Below are 17,580 nucleotides of genomic sequence, written 5' to 3'. Positions count from 1 at the left end.
CGGCACGATCCTAAAGCCACCCCGGGGACGGGTCACTGGGCAAAATGTACCACGCCGCCGCGTCATTTGCGGCGATGCACATGACGCGATCCCCCCGGCCCTTGCGGGCGGGAGGATCGTGTCATGTTGCGAAAGGGCGCCGCCGCGGCAGGATCCCTCGGGAGACCTCCCCGCGGCGGCGCGTGCCGTGGCGGATCAGGCCGAAAGCTTGCCTTGGATCCGCGCCCGGATGGCGGGCGGCACCAGGCGCGCGGTGGAGACGCGCGGCAGGGCCATTTCCGGAATGTCGCGCTCCTCGCCGTAAAGCGAGAGATATTCGCCCGCATTGTCGAAGGCCTGGCGGCCGATATAGTCGACATAGGTCTCGGCGGCGGCGCCATTGGCCAGGATGATGTCGTGCGCGTCGGTTTCCACGTGGAAATAGGTCACGCGCTCGGGCAGGCTCTGCAGCGGGTCGAAACTGATCGTGGTGCCGTTGACCAGGGCCCCGGCATTGATCGCCAGCCCGTCGATGATCAGCGCGTGATCGGCCGTGAGAACCAGGTCGCGGTGCGGCACACCGTCGCCGAGGGCCCCGGCGGAGACGCGGACCGGCCGGGCACGCTCGCCCTGGAAGAACTTCATCACCGTCTTGCGGCCGACCCATTTCACGGGAACGGACTTGCCTTCGGGCGTCATCACGAGGTCGCCGATTTCAAGGGATTCGACTTTCGTTTCCCCATCCGGAGTGGCGATCAGCGTGCCCGCAGCGAAACAAACGACCAGGTCGACGGTCGCAATGACCGGTGCGGTATTGGCCCCGCCATTGATTGCGATTTCCTCGTTCGACGCGTAATACTGAACGCCGGCGGAAGTAAAGACAACCCCATCGGCGGAGATTGTGCCGCCGCCATCCTGATAAAGGGCGCGGCCGACATATTCATTGTCACCGGCATCGCCATTCACCGTCAGGAATTCGCCGGTGCTGATCATGTCCGTGCCGTCGCCGTTTCCATCGACCGTCTGCTCGATGGTGTAGCCGCCCGAAGCCGAAGCAACCGCGACCAGCTGGTCGGAGTCGATGTCCCAAGTGTAGAGGTAGGTGTAGGTAAGCGTTGCCATTTTACTGATTCCCGAGGTTGATACCATGATGAGCGGAAGAACATCCCGGCCGACTGCTCCTTTCTCCTGGAAAAGATGACAGCTTTCGTTTCGGTTTTATCCGGGATAATTTTGGTTTTCTTTCCGAAAACAGTCCTTCCGTTTTCCAGGAAATGAATGCTGCAGCTGAAAGCAATTCGATGATCTTCGCCACCGGTATCATTTGCATTTCAGTTCAGGTTCATTTCCTCGTTCGCTCCTTGATGAAACCAATAATCCACGAGTTCGGAAACCAGACTATCCAGAATGCGCATGATTTTCTGAAAACGCAAAAAATCGACAAAAAACTTAATGTCGCGAAATGATTATTGACGTGACGATTTTATTCACTTCCGGAAATCCGCCGGAAAGGCCTGTCCTCGTGCGCGGCTGGCCGGACGGGCCGCATCGCCCGGTCCTGATCCGCACCGCCCCCCGGCAGGCGGTTCACATATCGTTATTATGAATCACGGGAGCGTGTTAATTTTTCCCGAAAAAGCTGAATGTCAGAGGGACAAGTGCCGGTAGAGGGGGGCTCCGCCAGTCATGATTTCGCAACACGATCTGCCGCCTGCCGGGACGGCCGCACCAGCCGCCATGCGGTCGTCCTTCCTCGAATTCTCCGATCCGGGCGCCTTTTCCTCGGCGATTCCCGGCGGGCGATTCGGGATCCTGCCGATGGACAATGCCCCCTTTCGCGCCAGCATGGAGCTGGGCGCGCTTTCCGCGGGGCTGGTGTCGCGGCGAATCCGCACCGGGCCGCCGGTCAGCATGCGGGCGGAATTCACCGGCTCGGCGCGCTCCATCATCCTGCTGCTGCCGATGGATCCCGCGCCGCGCGCCGTGCTTGACGGCCGCGAGATGAGCGGATGCACCGTCGTCACGCGCCTGCCGGGCGACACGCCGCATCTGCGAACCTATGGCGAGACGGAACTGGCGGCGATCGTGCTGGTCTCTGACCTGCTGCGGCGCGCCAGCGCGGCGCTGACAGGGGAGGAACATGACCGGCTTCTGCAGATGCCGGGCCGGTTGCGGGCGGTGGAGGCCCCGCGGCTGCAGCGGCTGCGCCTGGAGATCGGAAGGCTGGGCCGGGTGATCCGGCAACCCGCGCTGGAAATGCGCGACCTGGCCGTGCTGCGGCGCAGCCTGATCGCCGCCATCGTCGACACGGTTGCCGGCAGCGACGTGAAAAGCGATCACCTGGCCACGCGGCTGCAGACGCTGTCCATGGCCCGGATCGAGCGGCAGATCGACGAGGCGCGCAACGACCCGATCGGGCTGCAGGAGCTGTGCGAGGGGACCGGGCTGGCACTGCGCACGATCGAGACCATCGTCAAGCGCCGCACCGGCATGTCCGCCCATGCCTATCTGGCGCGGCGCCGCCTGGCCTTCGCCCGCGAGGCGCTGGTCAGCCCCGCCCCCGAGACCAGCGTGACCCGCATCGCGATGGATCACGGCTTCTACCATCTCGGGCGGTTCTCGGGATTCTACCGCGGCGTCTACGGCGAGACGCCCTCGGTCACGCTGCGGCGGGCCCTGGCCGGGGGCTGAGCGTCCCGGCCCCGGGGGATCACCCCCCGAAGGCGGCGCGGCTGGACCCGGTGGCCCCGAACCCGCCGCGCGACAGCGCCGAGGCGCGGCTCATCGGCGGCTTGTTTACCGTCGGCGAGGGCCGGACGAATTGCGACGCATCCATCCGCGCCGCCCCGCGGTTGCTGGAGAAGGTGCTGCTGCCCGCGGCATTGGTGAACTTGCCGTCATTGGTGCGGTAGAGCGGCTGCGCCCCGGCATATCCGGACCGGCCGCCCATCATGTTGCCGATCAGGTAGCCCGCCAGCAGCGGCATCCAGATGCTGCCCGATCCGCCCTGCGTGGCCTGGGCCTCGCTGCCGCAGGCGCCGTCTCCGTGCAGCTCCTCGCAGACCTCCAGGCTGTCATAGCGCGGGGCGCTCTCGACATTCAGCGCCTGCGCTTCCTCGAAGCTTGTCCGGCAGGCCTCGATGGTCAGCGCCGGGTCGCTGCCCGCCGCCGCCTCGCAGGCGGCCAGATCGGGAAAGGCCTGCGCCTCCACCTGCTCCTCGCGGCAGCCCGCCAGCGCGAAGGCCCCGGCCCCGAGGACCATCACCGCCACCCGTGCCGAACGCTTGCGCCGCCGCGGCGGCATGCTGGTCTGTGCGCTCATCGATCTGCTCCTCAATCCTCGATGTAATGCGGCTTGAACCGCGAGAGGTCCTGGGTGATGCGCGACCGGTCCTCGCGCAGGCCGAGCCCGACACAGGCCTCTCCGACGATCCAGGCGCCCAGGACCGGGCGGACGCCGCCGAATTGCGGCAGCGGATGATAGGCCTGCACGATGCGCGGATGCGCGTCGTATTCGCCGTTTTCCGCCGCCTCGACGATCTCGCCGGCCTCGCGGATGATGACCCCCGCGCCTTCGCGCGAGAAGATGGGCTTGCTCACATGGCCGCGGCGCAGCGCCGTCTCGGCGCGCTCGAACCGCGCCGCCGCCCCGGCCGCGGGGCCTCCGCGTCCCGCCAGCGCCTCGGCGACATCCGCCTCGAAGAAGGCCGGGAGCAGGTTGGGATGGCCCTCGAACATCTCCCACAGGACCGGCAGGATGCCCTTGTTCGACAGGATCGCCTTCCAGGGCGGTTCCAGGAACAGGCAGCCCGAGGCGGCGATATGCCCGGCGAACTCGTCCTGCAGCAGGTCCTCCCAGGGGTAGAGCTTGAACAGCACCCGCATCAGCCGGTCCTCGTCATCGACGAAACCGCCCTCCGCGCTGACCCCGACCTGGCCCAGATCGACGTAATGCGCCCCCAGCCCCGCCTCGCGCGCGGCATAGCCCATTGCCTCGACGGTGGCATAATCCTCGGCATTGTCGGTGGCGGCGGTGAAATGCAGGTTCGTTCCCGGCGGGAAAAGCGCGCCGAACCGCGCCACCAGCGCCTCGTGCAGGCCGTTGAACTGGTCGGCCCCCTCGGGCAGCACGCCCGCGGCAACCTGGTCCTCCAGCCACTGCCACTGGAAGGCCGCGCTTTCGTAAAGCGAGGTGGGGGTGTCGGCATTGTATTCCAGCAGCTTCGCCGGACCCTGCCCGTCATGGGCGAAATCCATCCGGCCGTAAAGCTCCGGCTGGCCCAGCTGCCAGCTGTCGCGCAGAAGGTCCATCCGCGCGGGCGCGATGCCCAGCCGCGTCATCAGCTCCTCGCTGTCCAGCACCTTCGCCACCGCCTCGCGGCACATGCCGTGCAGCTCGGTCGCGGGGTCCTCGATGCCGGTCTCGATCTCCTCCAGCGTGAAGCGGTAGGCCGAGCTTTCGTCCCAATAGGGTTCGCCATGCATCTCGGAAAAGGAAAACCCCTGCTCGCGCGCCAGGTCGCGCCATCCGGGGCGTTCCGCCAGATCGATCCTCTCCATGCCGCAGGGGCCCTTTCGCTGTTCTGTGCGGGATGTAGGCGATCGCGGCGGGCAATGCCATGGCCTGCGGCAGCGCCGCGCGCCACCGCGCTCAGATGCGGCGCAGCGGCGCGGCGGCGACGACCGGTCCCGTGGCCACCCCGCCGGGCGATCCGCCCTCGGGTTCGTCGGTGATCGCCAGCGTCGCCTCCGCCACCAGCGGGCGCAGATCCTCGGGGATCGGCATCGCCGCCTGCCCCTGATGCGGCATCACCCCCAGCGAGATCGGCGCCGCCTCGCCCTGGATCAGCCACAGTTCGAAATCGCGTCCCGTCGCCGGGGCCGCCCCGCCGACCGAGACGCGCATCTCGCCGCTATCGGCGTCATAGAGCGCGGCAAGGCGCACCGTGCCGTCCGGCGAGACCATGTCGGAAATCCACAGGCCTTCGCCGCCCTGCCCCGGCGCAGGCGGCTGCGGCTGGCCCAGCCACAGGGTCGCGGCCAGGCTCGCCGCGGCCAGCCCGCCTGCCCCGACCAGCCAGGACCAGGGCCGCGCCTGCCGCGGCGCGCCGAAGACCCTTGCCTCGATCCGGCGCCGCAGCCTTGCGGGCGGGGTCACCGGGCGGACCTCTTCGGCCAGCGGATCCAGCCGCGCCTCCCAGCGGGCCACTTCCAGCGCGAAGCCCGGGTCGCGGGCGATGCGCAGCGCCGCCGCCTGGCGGTCTTCCAGCGCCAGCGCGCCCAGCACGTATTCGCCGGCCAGCGCGACATCCTCGTCGGTGGGGGGATCGCCGGGGCCGGTCATGCGGACAGACAGGCGCGCAGCTGGATCAGGCTGCGGCGCAGCCAGCTGCGCATGGTGTTCAGCGGCACCGCATAGCGTTCGGCCAGTTCCAGATAGCTCTCGCCTTCGACATAGGCGCGGCGCACGGCCTCGGCCCGGTCGCTCGGCAGCTCCTCCATGCAAGTCTCGATCCGCCGTCCCTCGGAACGCAGGATCGCCTCCGCCTCGGGCCCCGGACCGGGATCGGCAAGGCGTTCCGCGGCATCCAGCCCCTCGGAGCGCGCCGCGGGCCTGCGCGCCCGCAGCCGGTCGATCGCGGCATTGCGCGCCACCGCGTTCAGCCAGGCGGCGGGGCTTGCCACGTCGGGCAGGTAGCGGTCGGCATTGTTCCAGATCTTCACGAATACCTCCTGCAGGACATCCTCCGCCTCGGCGCGGTCCTTCAGAAGACGCAGCGTGATCGCGAAAAGTTTCGGCGCGCTGGCGGAGTACAGATCGAGAAAGGCCTGCCTGTCGCGCAGCACGACCCGCGCGATCAGTTCCGAAAGCTCGCTGTCCTGACCTGCCATCCGCCCGTGCGCCGCCGTTTTTTTGCCCCCGCCTGCAACTTTCCGCAGGGCCGGGGCGTCTGCTTCGGGAATGACCATTGCAGAGCGGGGCCGACGTGACAACCGGAAGAGCGAAGATCGCCATCATCGGCAGCGGCATTTCCGGGCTGGGGGCCGCCTGGCTCCTGGCCCCGCATCACGAGGTGACGATCTTCGAGGCCGAGCCCCGCCCCGGCGGCCATGCCCGCACCGCCACGGTCGAGGGTGTCGCGGTCGATACCGGGTTCATCGTCTGCAACCGCCGCACCTATCCCCTGTTCGTGCCGCTGCTGGAGCATCTGGGCGTGGACCTGGCGCCCAGCGACATGAGCTTCGCCGCCAGTTTCGGCGGCGGAGCGCTGGAATACGGCACGACTCGGCCCATGGACATGCTGGCCCAGCCCGCGCGGCTGGCCGATCTTTCCCACTGGCGGATGATCCGCGACATCCTGCGCTTCTTCCGGCTGGCGCCGCGTCATGCCGGGGCCTCCGGCAGCATCGGCGAGCTGATCGCCGAGCTGGGGCTGGGTCCGGAATTCCGCGACCGGTTCCTGCTGCCGATCTCGGGGGCGATCTGGTCGACGCCGACCGCGGGAATGGCGGAATTTCCCGCCGCCGCCTTCCTGCGCTTCTTCGACAATCACGGGCTTCTCTCGGTCAATGGCCAGCCGCAATGGCTGACGGTGCGGGGCGGCGCGGCGGCCTATGTGCGGGCGCTTCTGGCGGCCACCCCCGCGGATCTGCGGCTGGACTGCCCGGTGCGCCGGGTGGGGCGCACGCCCCGGGGCATCGAGATCCTGTCGCCGCGCGGGCGCGAGCGATTCGACCGGGTCATCTTCGCCACCCATGCGCCGCAGACCCTGGCACTGCTGGACGCGCCCGATGCGGAGGAGACGGCCATATTGCGAACGATGCGCACGGCCCCCAACCGCATGGTGCTGCATTCCGACGAAAGCTTCCTGCCGCGGCGGCGGCGCATCCGGTCCAGCTGGAACTACGTCACCGACCGGCCCGCCGCCGCCGATGACCGCCCGCTGAGCCTGAGCTACTGGATGAACCGGCTGCAGCCGCTCGCGACGCCGCGCAGCATGATCGTCACGCTCAACCCCGAGCGCGAGCCGCGCCAAATCCATGACGAGGCGATGCTGGCCCATCCGCAATTCGACGCCGCCGCCATCGCCGCGCAATGGCGGCTGCGCGCCATCCAGGGGCGCGGCGGCGTCTATCATGCCGGGGCCTGGACGCGCTATGGCTTCCACGAGGACGGGCTGCTGTCCGCGCTGCGGGTGGCGCAGGCGCTGGGGGTCGACTGGCCGCTGAGCGCCGATCCCTGGCCCGACGAGCCGCGCCTGCCCCGCGAGGCGCTGCGCGAAAGCATCCCGGCATGAGCGACCTGTGGCAGGGCGCGCTGATCGGCGGGCGGGTCTGGCATGCGCGGTCCGGCGATGCGGCCCGCAGCTTCCGCTACCGCGCGGCCTATCTCGCGCTGCCCCTTGCGGCGTTCGAGGCGGGCATGCTGCCGCTGCGCCCCGACCGTCCCGGCCTGTGGCGGATCCGCAGGCGCGATCACGGGGCGCGCGACGGCACGGATCTGCAGGGGTTCATCCGCGCCCGGCTGGCGCCCTTGGGGCTGGAGGCGGCCGAGGTCGCCCTTGTCACCACGCCGCGCACATCGGGCTACGGGTTCAACCCGGTCAGTTTCTGGCTGGCGCGGCAGGGCGGCCATCTGCGCGCGGTGCTGGCCGAGGTGTCCAATACCTTCGGCGAACATCATTTCTACCTGATCCGCCATCCCGACCTGGCCCCCGTCACCCCATCCTGCCGGATCCGCGGCGAAAAGCTGTTCCATGTCTCGCCCTTCCTGCCGCGCACGGGCCATTACGTGTTCCGCTTCGATGCCGGGCCGGGGCGGTTCGGGGCCTGGATCGACTGGACCGGACCCTCGGGCGAGATCCGGCTGGGCACTTCCCTGACCGGGCAGGCGGCCCCGCTGAGCGCCGCCCGGCTGCGCCGCGCCGCGATGGCCCATCCGCTGCAGGCGCAGCGGATCATGGCGCTGATCCACTGGCAGGCGGCGCGGATCTACCTGCGCGGCCTGCCCTTCCATTCCAAACCCGCCCAGCTGCCCTGCAGGCTGTCGGGCGCGGAAGACCGATCATAGAAGGGATCGTGATGCTGGAAAGACAGATCGAGACGCGGCTGTTCAGGCTGCTCGACAAGGTCCGCTGCGGAAGCCTGCAGGTGACGGCGCCCGACGGGCGGGTCCGCGATTTCGCAGGCCCCCTGCCCGGCCCGGCGGCGGCGATCGCCATCCGCGACTGGCGCGCCGTCCCGGCGATGGCGGCCCGGGGGGATATCGGGCTGACCGAGGCCTATCGCGACGGCTGGGTCGACACGCCCGACCTGACGGAACTGCTGCGTTTCGGGCTGGCCAACGAGGAGGCGCTGGAGGGTTTGATCTACGGCCATCCGCTGCAGGCGCTGGCGCTGCGCGCGCTCTACCTGCTGAACCGCAACACCCGCGCCGGGTCGCGGCGCAACATCGCGGCGCATTACGACCTGGGCAACGCCTTCTACCGGCTGTGGCTGGACGAGACGATGACCTATTCCGCCGCGCTCTACGGTCCCGGCGACGACCTGAGGGCCGCCCAGCACCGCAAGTACGACCGCATCCTCGACGGGCTGGAGGCGCGCTCGGGGCGGTTGCTGGAGATCGGCTGCGGCTGGGGCGGCTTCGCCGAACGTGCGCTGGAACGCGGCGATTTCGCCCCCAGGGGCCTGACCCTGTCGCGCGAACAGGCCGCCTTCGCCCGCACGCGGCTGGGCGGCGGCGCCGAGATCGCGCTTCAGGACTATCGCGACGAAAGGGGCCGCTATGACCATGTCGTGTCGATCGAGATGTTCGAGGCGGTGGGCGAGAGGTTCTGGCCGGTCTATTTCGGCAAGCTCTCCGAGGTCCTGGCCCGCAAGGGCCGCGCGATGGTCCAGACGATCACCGTCGGCGACCGCTATTTCGCGCGCTACCGCAGGGGCGGCGACATGATCCGCAGCTTCATCTTTCCCGGCGGCATGCTGCCCAGCCCCGCGCGCTTTGCCGAGGAGGCCGCGAAGGGCGGGATGCGGATCGAGGACAGCTTTGCCTTCGGACCCGATTACGCGCGCACGCTGAAGGACTGGCTGACCGCCTTCGAGACGCGCCTCTCCGACATCCGCGCGCAGGGCTTCGACGAGGGGTTCATCCGGGTCTGGCGGTTCTACCTGGCCGCCTGCCTCGCCGCCTTCGAGACCGGGCGCTGCGATGTCTACCAGTACCGGCTGGCCCATGCCTGAGGCCGAACGCATCTGGATCATGGGCGCCTCCGACGGGATCGGGGCGGCCCTGGCACGGGTCTGGGCGGGACGCGGCGCGCGCCTGGTGCTGTCGGCGCGCTCGTCCGACCGGCTGGAGAGCCTGGCCGCGGAGATCGGCGGCGCCGAGCTGGTCGCGGCCGATACCGCGGATCCCGCCGCGATGGCCGACGCCGCAGGACGCATCGCCGCGGGAGGCCCGCTGGACCGGGCGGTGACGCTGGCGGCGCTCTACGATCCCGGCCGGGCGATGGAGTTGGACGCGGCGCGCGCGGCGCGGATCGTGGCGACCAACCTGGCGGGCAGCCTGGTCTTCGCGCAGACCGCGGTTCCCCTGCTGCGCCCGGGCGGGCAGCTGGCGCTGACCGGCTCGGTGGCGGGCTATCTGGGCCTGCCGCAGGGCCAGGTCTATTCGGCGACCAAGGCCGGGGTGATCAACCTGGCCGAGACCCTGCGCACGGAGCTGCACGGGCGCGCGGATGTCCGGCTGATCTGCCCGGGCTTCGTCGATACCCGCCTGACGCAGAAGAACGATTTCGAGATGCCGGGGCTGATGACGCCCGAGGCGGCGGCGGCGCGCATCGCGGCGGGGCTGGACCGGCGCGGTTTCGAGATCCATTTCCCGCGCCGGCTGACGCTGCCGCTGAAACTGCTGCGGGCGATGCCCTACGCGCTGTCGCTGCGGCTGGCGCGGCGGCTGCTGCGCTGATCCCGGCGCTCAGAAGGCCAGGCTGACGCTCAGCCCGAAGACCTGGCCGCGATCGCCCGGCTCGTCCAGCACCGGCCGCGCGAGATACAGCGAGGCGGGCGTGCCGTCCAGGTCCATGGCCAGCGACAGGCCCAGCGTCGCGCGCAGATGCGCGGCATCGTCGATCCGCCCGCCCAGCGTGTCGTCGAGATCCCAGGCCGAGCCGATATCGGTGAACACCCCCGCGCGCAGATCGTGGCGGCGGATCTCGGCGATCTCGCGCTGCAGCTCCAGCGAGGCGATGACATAGCTGTTGGCCCCCAGCGCATCGCCCCGGTCGCGCGGACCGATCCCGCGCGGGGCGAAGCCGCGGAACGTGTCGGCGCCGGGATGGAACCGGTCGACGGCGCGGGTGGCCCGGCCGGTCAGACCCTGGACCCGTCCGGCCCCCAGCCCCGCCAGGAGCCGCATCGCCCCGCCCAGGGCCATCTGCGCATCCGCCCGCAGCCGCGTCTCCGACAGGGCCGCGTCATGGCCCAGGTTCCACAGGTACTGGTCGAGGCCCAGCACCACGGCCGGCGCGGGGCGCCCGTCGTCCCCCGCCTCGTCGGCATCGCCGCGCGGCGCGTAATCCAGCCCCAGCCGCAGATAGGGCGCCGAGACCGTCCCCGCCTCCTGCCGCAGCAGCGCGCTGGCATCCGTCTCCACCCCGCTCATGCGGTGGCGCCGCCACCCCGCCCCGGCCTCGATGCGCAGATCCTCCGAGGGGGTCCAGGCCAGTAAGGGCGCGCCGCGCAGGCTCTCGCCGTGATAGGCCAGATCGTCGTATTCCGTGCGGTAGCCCGCCAGGTCCAGCCCGGCATCCAGGGTCTCGCCGAAGGCGTCGCTGCGATACAGCCCGGCATCCAGCCGCCGCGCCTGCCGGGCGATATCGACATGGAAGGCGCCGAACGTGCCGGGAAACAGGTTGTAGCGTTCGAAGGAGAACCCCAGCGTCACCTCGTCCTGGCTGTCATACATGACGGACCCCTCCACCCGGCCCGGGCGCAGGTCGGTTTCCTCCACCTCGATCACCAGCGTGTCCGCCTCGGAGAACAGCCGCACGGCGTCGAAAACCCCGGTGGACATCAGGCATTCCTCGATGGCGCGCAGCTCCGCATCGAAATAGTCGATCCCGGCCGCGGCCCCGCAGGTCAGGCGGATATCGCGCTCGGGCACGAACTGGGCGCCGCGCACCTCGACGCGGTCATAGACCCGCGCCGCGGCCGGGGCGGATAGCAGGCCGGACAGCAGCAGCGCCATGGCGGCGGTCGCGGACGGGGCGTTCGGGAAGGGAAGTTTCAAGGAGGGGACACCATCTGTCTTGTTCAGCGCAGCCGCGCGCGCAGCAGCGGCCGGGTCAGGTAGCTCAGCACCGAGCGCTTGCCGCTTTCGATGTCGACCTGGGCGATCATGCCGGGACGGATCGCGTATTGCTGGCCGAAGCGTTCCAGATAGCTTGCCTCGGTGCGCACCATGACCTGGTAGAAATCCTGCGGGCCCTGGGGGGTTTCCTCCTCCACTGTGTCCTCGGAAATCTGCACCACCGTGCCGCGCAGGTCGCCATAGGTGGAGAAGTCATAGGCGGTGATCTTCACGCTGGCGGGCATCTCGGGGGCGATGAAGGCCACGTCGCGCGGCAGGATCCGCGTCTCGATCATCAGCTGGTCGTCGATGGGGGTGATCTCCATGATCTGCTCGCCGGGCTGCACGACGCCGCCCAGCGTGGTGATGTCGATATCGTTGACCCGTCCCGCCACGGGCGAGCGGATCTCGGTTCGCTCGAACTCGTCCTGCTTCTGCACCAGCTCCTGCTCCAGGGTCGCCAGCCTGGCGCGGCGCTCGGCCAGGTCGCGATAGGCGTCCTGCACATAGGCATTGCGCGTCTCGCCGATCTTGCCGTCCAGGGCGGCCAGTTTCTGGCGCAGTTCCAGCACGTCGATGCGGCTGACCGAGCCGCCTTCGGCCAGGGGGGCGGTGATGGCGATCTGCTGGGCGATGGCGTCCTTCTCGGATTCCAGCGCCGCCAGGGAGGCCTCCAGCTTGGTGCGCCGCGCGGTGAACAGGCGCAGCTCGGTAGCCTCCGTCGCGCTGGGATCCGCCCCGAAATCCAGCACCGGCTGCTCCAGCACCTCCGCCTCCAGCCGCGCCACCTCGGCGGTCAGGGTCGCGATCTCGCCCTGCGCCGCCAGGAAGGCCGATCGCGACCGCGTCGGATCCAGCCGGGCCAGGCTCTGCCCTGCGGCGACGACCTCGCCCTCCTGCACCATCAGCTCCGACAGGATGCCGCCCTCCAGGCTCTGGATCGTCTGCATGCGCCGGACCGGGATGACGCGCCCGTCGCCGCGCGTCACCTCGTCGATCTGCGCGACCGCCGCCCAGCCGATCGCGATGGCGACGGTGGCGAAGATCAGCCGGATCGTCCAGCGCGCGCGCCCCAGGGCCCGGCGGCGATAGCTGCCGTCGACATGGCCGGTATCGAGGACCTCGCCGAGCGACATGTCAGGTCACCACATGGACGGGGCGCTGTTCGGCGGTCCGTGCCCGGGCATCGCTGAGGATCCGGGCCAAGTCGCCATCCCGCACGACCTGTCCGTCCTTCAGCACCACCGCCCGCCCGGTCAGCGCCAGCAACTCGCGCTTATGCGTGGAAATCACCGCCGTGCGCCCCTCCAGCCAGGTCTTGAGATGGGCGATGACCTGCGCCTCGGTGATATGGTCGAAGGCGGCGGTCGGCTCGTCCAGCAGCACGATGCGCGGATCCTGCAGCAGCAGCCGCGCCAGACCGATCGCCTGGCGCTGCCCGCCCGAGACATTGCCGTTGCCGTGGATCGCCAGGTCCAGCCCGCGCACATGGCGGCGCACATAGCGGCCCAGGCCCACCGCATCCAGCGCGGCGAGGATCTCGGCATCGTCATGCAGCCCGTGATCCAGCAGAAGGTTGTCGCGCAGCGTGCCCTGGAACAGGGCGACGCTCTGCGGCAGATAGCCGATCTGGCGGCGCCGGTCGATCGGGTCGATCTGTCCCAGGGCCAGGTCGTCCACCAGCAGGCTGCCCGATCCCGGATCGGTCAGCCCCGCCAGCAGCCGCAGCAGCGTCGACTTGCCCGCCCCGTTGCCGCCCAGCAGCGCGACCCTCTCTGCGGGCGCGATGGACAGCGCAGTGACGGACAGCACCGGCGGCGCCTGCGGGTCGTGCCGATAGGTGACATGTTCCAGCCGGTAGCCGCCCCGCATTTCGGCGGCACGGACATACTGGCGGTCCTGCGGCCGTTCCACCGGCAGCGCCATGATCCCGTCCAGACCCTCCATCGCGGCACGCACATGCTGCCAGCGTGCCAGCAGGCCGGCGACCTGTCCCATCGGCGACATCGTCCGGCTGGACAGCAGCGTGCAGGCGATCAGGCTGCCGACGGTCAGCTCTCCCGCGCCGATCAGGTAGACCCCGGTCACCACGACCCCGGCATAGGCGAATTTCTGAACCGAAGCGACCGACTGGGTCATCAGCGTGGTGATGTTGCGGGTGCGGACCGCGGTTGTCGCCATCGCGGCGCTGAGCTGGGCATGGGCGCGCTGGAGCCGCCCCTCGGCGCGGGCGGCCTTGACCGTCTCCAGGTTGGAGATCGTCTCCAGCAGCAGCCCGTTCAGCGCCGCCGCCTCGCGGGTATTCTCGCGCGAGGCGCGCGCCAGCCGCGCCTGCATCACGACCCCCGGCAGCAGCGTCAGCACCACGCCCGCCAGGACCACCAGGGCGATGGGGCCGCCGATGAACCAGATGACGCCCACGAAGATCAGCACGAAGGGCAGGTCGCAGATCGCCGTGACGGTGCCCGAGGTGAAGAATTCGCGCACCGTGCCGAAATCGCGGACCTGGCTGGCAAAGGCGCCGGTCGAGCCGGGCTGGTGGGCCAGGCGCATGTTGGCCACGCGCTCGAACAGCTGGGCCGACAGGCGCAGGTCCAGGTCGCGCCCCGAAACATCGACCAGGGACGCCCGCATGATCCGCAGCGCCAGTTCCAGCACGATGGCGATGCCCACCCCGCTGGCCAGGATCCACAGCGTGTCATACGCCTTGTTGGGCACCACGCGGTCATAGACCTGCATCGAGAACAGCGCCGTCGCCACCGCCAGAAGATTGGCCATGAACGACGCCGCGACCACGTCGCGATAGATCGGCCAGTTCGCCAGCACCGGTCCGAGGATCCAGTGGCGCCGCGCGGGCGCGGGCCCGTCCAGCCGGTCCGAGACGATATCGACCGGTTTCGAGACCAGCACGCGGCCATCATGGTCCTCGGCCAGCTCGGCCAGGGGGCGCCGGATCCGTCCGCCCGCCGCCTCGGGCAGGATCAGCCGCGCCTGCGTTCCGGACAGTTCCTCCAGGATCGCGGTGCGGCCGTCGCGCAGGAACAGCAGCACCGGCAGGCTCTCGCGCGGCAGATCCGCCAGCGGCGCGCGGGTGATGCGGCAGCTCATGTTGACCCGCCTCAGCGCGGGGGAGGCCATCTCCGCCGGCAGGGGCGCGCCGGCCTCGCGCGGCAGCCCGTCGGTCAGGCGGCTGGCCGAGGCCGGGACGCCATGGGCCCGGCACAGCTCGATCAGCCCCAGAACCAGCGGGTCGCTCTCGCTTGCATCCGTCTCCATCGGCCTCTCCCGCGTTGCGCGCAGGCACGTCTTACAGGGCCTGTCCCGATGCCACGATCAGGGTGCCCAGCACACCGAGGTCGCGTGCCGCCTCGTATTCGGTGCGTCTGCTTTCGGCCCGGGTGTCGATCAGCTCGATCCGGGTATCATAGAGATCGCGGCCGGTAGTCAGCAGGTCGATCAGCTCGCGCTGGCCGGCCACGAATTGCTGTTCATAGGTCTCCAGAACCTGTTCGGCCTGCTCCAGCTGCCGCGCGCCGGAGGTCTCGCTGCCGCGCAGCACGGCCAGACGGTCCAGCGCGTTGCGCGCGGCATTGGTCAGGTCGCGCTCGGCCGCCGCAAGCCCCGACTGCGCCGCCTGCAATTCCAGCGTCGCTGCCTGGATCCGGCGCCCCGCCAGGCTGCCGCCATCCAGGTCGACCCCCGCATTGAGCCCGATGGCGACGCGGCTGCGCCCCCCGTCCAGGTCCTGCCGCCCCTGGGCCTGCAGCCGGATCGCGGGCAGGCGCGCGGCACGGGCGGTCTCCACTCCGGCGCGGGCCCCGTCGGCCTCCGCGCGGGCCGCGATGTAATCCGGGGCCAGCTTCACCGCCGAGGCCAGCTTTGCCGGGTTGCCATAGCGGGCCGCGAATCCCAGCGCGGGCGGCGGCGCGACCGAGGACGGGGCGCCGCCCGCGAGATAGTCGATCTGCGCAAGGGCCATCCGGCGCTCTGCCTCGAGTTCGGCCAGCCGGTTCCCGGCCCGCGCGATTTCCAGCCTTGCGCGGGCCACTTCGCCCGCATCGCCCGCCCCGGCCCGGGCGCGGTTCTCGGCATGCCCGGCGATCCGCTCGGCGAAGGCGGTATAGTCGCGGGTGCGCGCGATCTTGGCCTCCGCGGTCTCGAAATCCAGGTAGAACCCGGCCACCAGCAGCGTCAGATCCTCCACCGTCATCTTCAGATCCGACACGGCGCGGACCCGTTCCTGCGAGGCGGCGTCGATCCGGCTGCGGATCGCGCCCCAGTCGAAGAGGATCTGCGACAGGGTCAGCGTCACGTTGGGGCCGTTGACATCGGTCGTGTTGGTATCGCCCGCCAGGCTGAGGCTGGGGTAATAGCCGTCGCGCGCGGCCTCGATCTCGACGCTGCGCTGCGCGACGCGCTGGCGATCGGCGGTGACGCCGGGATCGCGTTCCACCGCGCGTCCCACCGCCTCGCGCAGGCTCATCTGCGCCGCGGCCGGCCCGGCCGCCATCGCGGCACAGAGCGCCAGCAGTCCCAGAACTGCGGGGAGGCGGCGGCGCGGGGCAGAGAGGGAACGGGTCATGGCTGGTCTTCCGCCTCGGGGGAGACGAGGTCGGGCGTCTCGGTCATCATCAGGGCAAGCTCGGGCGGGGGCGCGGGGGCCCCGCCCTGCGGCGCCTGCGCCGGGGCGCGCGGTCCGGCCGGTGCCATGGCGGGATCCTCGGCGCTGTCCTCTGCCGGAACGAGCGGCGCAGACTGCGCGCGGGTCAGCGCCTCGACATCCCGCGCCAGCGCCTCCTGCGCGCCGTCGCGGCCGTCCTCCCGGCCGCCTTCCCCCTCGCCGGTTTCGGGCGGGCCGAACTCGAAGAGCCCCGTGCCGATGCCGGTCGCCAGTCCCGCGCCCGTCAGCATCCGGGGGTCGCTCCAGATATCCTCTTGCGGCGGCATGGCATCATCGGCATCGCCTCCGGAGCGCGCCTCCGGCAGGCGGATCGCGCCCGGGATCTCGGGTTCCGGCACCATCAGCCCCGTCACGCGGGCCGTTCCCTCCGCATCCTGCAGCGTGCTGAAATCCCCCTCGGGGCCGATGACGAAGAAATCCACGATCTGCATCGTCTCGCCGGTGTCGAAGGTCAGCTCCAGGTCGGCCCCCTGCTTGTCTGCGGAGCGGATCGCCGGGCCGTCCGGCGGCAGCATGACATCACCGGGCCGTTCCATCACCAGTCGCGGCGTCACATGACGCATCAGCGGCTGATCGTCTCCTGCACGGGCAAGCACCGCGACGGGCATCGCGACAGTCCTCCTCCTCCGATGGAGGCAGACCCCGCCCGCACGCCCGGCCCGATGGGCCGTCGTCCTCCGCGACTGCAAGCTGCTTTCGGGAACTCCTCCGTCTCAAAATGATAGATAACAAGCAATTGAAGTCAATGGTTCAATTACCGAATGTTTAAATGTGTCCGGGGGAAGGGAGGCCGCAGCCGCCATGCCAAGGGCCGCATCAGGTCTCGTCGACGGCCGGATCATCCAGGTCATCCAGCAAGCCGGGCGCGTCCGGCAGGCTCCGGTCGAGGAGGTTGGCCGCGTCCGGTCCATCCCCTGTCGCGGCGAAGATGCCGCCTCCGGCCTCGTCCGGCAGCGGATCCGCCAGAAGCGCATCGAACGCGTCCCCGGTGCCGATCGCATCGCCCGTTCCGCCATCCAGGATCTGGTTGAGCAGCGCATCGGTTTCGGGGTCCGGCGCGGCGGTCATCGCGCCGGTTCCGTCAACCAGCTCCGCCTCGACCAGCGCGCCGCTCAGCCCGCCGCCATCCAGCAGATCCGCGAAGAGCGACCCGGCGCCAGACCCGGTTCCCTCCTGCGGCGCGGGGTCCAGTCCGAACGGGTCGGCCTCGCCCAGCAATCCCTCCAGAACGTTGTCCGGGGCCGCGGCGCCTTCCGCCAGAAACCCCGAGAGAAAGCCGTCATCCGCCTCGGCCGGGGCGGACGCCTCCGGCGCGTCGGGTTCGGCAGGGGCCGACAGTGGCGCCGCCGCGTCTGCGGCCAGCGCGGAGAGGACCTCTGCGCGCTCGCCGCCCGTCTCCCATTCCTTCGCCCCGGAAAGAGTGCCCGGCACCTCACCGAGATCGACCGCCGCGACCATCCCGGCCGGCGCATCCTGCCCTTCGAGATGCGCGGCGATCCCGGCAAGCGGGCCTTCCGCGCCGAGCAGCCGATCCGCCGTCCCGGCCAGCTCGGCAAGCCCCTCCGTCACG

Annotated in this window: 16 protein-coding genes; 5 read left to right on the top strand and 11 right to left on the bottom strand. The window is 70.1% G+C overall.

Translation table 11 applies throughout. From position 1 onward, the window contains the following. Positions 1-195 precede the first annotated feature (195 nt). On the bottom strand, positions 196-1,101 hold the full coding sequence (locus tag ICN82_RS05025) for a Hint domain-containing protein (RefSeq protein ID WP_226898295.1): 906 nt from the start codon (positions 1,099-1,101) through the stop codon (positions 196-198). A 564-nt stretch (positions 1,102-1,665) separates the two neighbouring features. On the opposite strand from ICN82_RS05025, the gene ICN82_RS05020 reads away from it, so the two are divergent. Further along, positions 1,666-2,670, top strand: coding sequence for an AraC family transcriptional regulator (locus tag ICN82_RS05020; RefSeq protein ID WP_193180337.1), 1,005 nt, complete (start codon positions 1,666-1,668; stop codon positions 2,668-2,670). Between the two features lie 19 nt (positions 2,671-2,689). Here ICN82_RS05020 and ICN82_RS05015 read toward each other — a convergent pair whose 3' ends face one another. From ICN82_RS05015 to ICN82_RS05000, 4 genes are all read right to left on the bottom strand, one after another. Further along, the gene (locus ICN82_RS05015) at positions 2,690-3,301 is read right to left on the bottom strand and encodes a DUF1190 domain-containing protein (protein ID WP_226898294.1); all 612 of its coding nucleotides are present in this window, start codon (positions 3,299-3,301) and stop codon (positions 2,690-2,692) included. Positions 3,302-3,312: 11 nt separating this feature from the next. Further along, the gene (locus tag ICN82_RS05010; RefSeq protein WP_193180335.1) at positions 3,313-4,539 is read right to left on the bottom strand and encodes a glutathionylspermidine synthase family protein; all 1,227 of its coding nucleotides are present in this window, start codon (positions 4,537-4,539) and stop codon (positions 3,313-3,315) included. Between the two features lie 91 nt (positions 4,540-4,630). Beyond that, positions 4,631-5,323, bottom strand: a complete 693-nt coding sequence (locus ICN82_RS05005) for an anti-sigma factor (RefSeq protein WP_193180333.1) — start codon at positions 5,321-5,323, stop codon at positions 4,631-4,633. After that, positions 5,320-5,871 (bottom strand): sigma-70 family RNA polymerase sigma factor, encoded by a 552-nt coding sequence (locus tag ICN82_RS05000; RefSeq protein WP_193180331.1) that lies wholly within the window; start codon positions 5,869-5,871, stop codon positions 5,320-5,322. Before ICN82_RS05000 ends, ICN82_RS05005 begins: the two co-directional genes overlap by 4 nt. Positions 5,872-5,966: 95 nt before the next feature. On the opposite strand from ICN82_RS05000, the gene ICN82_RS04995 reads away from it, so the two are divergent. Genes ICN82_RS04995 through ICN82_RS04980 form a run of 4 tightly spaced genes read left to right on the top strand, consistent with a single transcriptional unit; the run spans position 5,967 to position 9,946 of the window. Then, the gene (locus ICN82_RS04995) at positions 5,967-7,277 is read left to right on the top strand and encodes an NAD(P)/FAD-dependent oxidoreductase (RefSeq protein ID WP_330998963.1); all 1,311 of its coding nucleotides are present in this window, start codon (positions 5,967-5,969) and stop codon (positions 7,275-7,277) included. Next, positions 7,274-8,050: a DUF1365 domain-containing protein gene (locus ICN82_RS04990; RefSeq protein ID WP_193180329.1), complete on the top strand. Its 777-nt coding sequence runs from the start codon at positions 7,274-7,276 to the stop codon at positions 8,048-8,050. Before ICN82_RS04995 ends, ICN82_RS04990 begins: the two co-directional genes overlap by 4 nt. Before the next feature lie 11 nt (positions 8,051-8,061). After that, a complete protein-coding gene (locus ICN82_RS04985; protein WP_193180327.1) occupies positions 8,062-9,219 on the top strand; it encodes an SAM-dependent methyltransferase in 1,158 nt (385 codons plus the stop codon). Next, positions 9,212-9,946 carry an SDR family NAD(P)-dependent oxidoreductase gene (locus tag ICN82_RS04980; RefSeq protein ID WP_193180325.1) on the top strand — a complete coding sequence of 245 codons (735 nt, stop codon included), beginning with the start codon at positions 9,212-9,214 and terminating at the stop codon, positions 9,944-9,946. Before ICN82_RS04985 ends, ICN82_RS04980 begins: the two co-directional genes overlap by 8 nt. Positions 9,947-9,955: 9 nt before the next feature. On the opposite strand, the gene ICN82_RS04975 is transcribed toward ICN82_RS04980, so the two are convergent. The 6 genes from ICN82_RS04975 to ICN82_RS04950 all read right to left on the bottom strand — a co-directional run. After that, a complete protein-coding gene (locus ICN82_RS04975; RefSeq protein WP_226898293.1) occupies positions 9,956-11,269 on the bottom strand; it encodes a BamA/TamA family outer membrane protein in 1,314 nt (437 codons plus the stop codon). A 23-nt stretch (positions 11,270-11,292) separates the two neighbouring features. Next, a complete protein-coding gene (locus tag ICN82_RS04970; RefSeq protein WP_193180323.1) occupies positions 11,293-12,465 on the bottom strand; it encodes an HlyD family efflux transporter periplasmic adaptor subunit in 1,173 nt (390 codons plus the stop codon). A gap of 1 nt (position 12,466) precedes the next feature. Next, complete coding sequence (locus ICN82_RS04965) at positions 12,467-14,605, bottom strand: type I secretion system permease/ATPase (protein ID WP_193180322.1); 2,139 nt, start codon at positions 14,603-14,605, stop codon at positions 12,467-12,469. A gap of 31 nt (positions 14,606-14,636) precedes the next feature. Then, a complete protein-coding gene (locus ICN82_RS04960; RefSeq protein ID WP_193180320.1) occupies positions 14,637-15,911 on the bottom strand; it encodes a TolC family protein in 1,275 nt (424 codons plus the stop codon). Further along, positions 15,908-16,618: a hypothetical protein gene (locus ICN82_RS04955; protein ID WP_193180317.1), complete on the bottom strand. Its 711-nt coding sequence runs from the start codon at positions 16,616-16,618 to the stop codon at positions 15,908-15,910. The genes ICN82_RS04960 and ICN82_RS04955 overlap by 4 nt, the downstream gene beginning before the upstream one ends. A gap of 208 nt (positions 16,619-16,826) precedes the next feature. Then, the coding region (locus tag ICN82_RS04950) for a hypothetical protein (RefSeq protein WP_407943746.1) at positions 16,827-17,580 on the bottom strand (754 nt) is incomplete at its 5' end.

Source organism: Mangrovicoccus algicola (assembly GCF_014903745.1).
Classification (GTDB): Bacteria; Pseudomonadota; Alphaproteobacteria; order Rhodobacterales; family Rhodobacteraceae; genus Mangrovicoccus; species Mangrovicoccus algicola.
The sequence above is the reverse complement of the archived record's forward strand: the minus strand, read 5'-3'. Positions and strand labels throughout refer to the sequence as shown.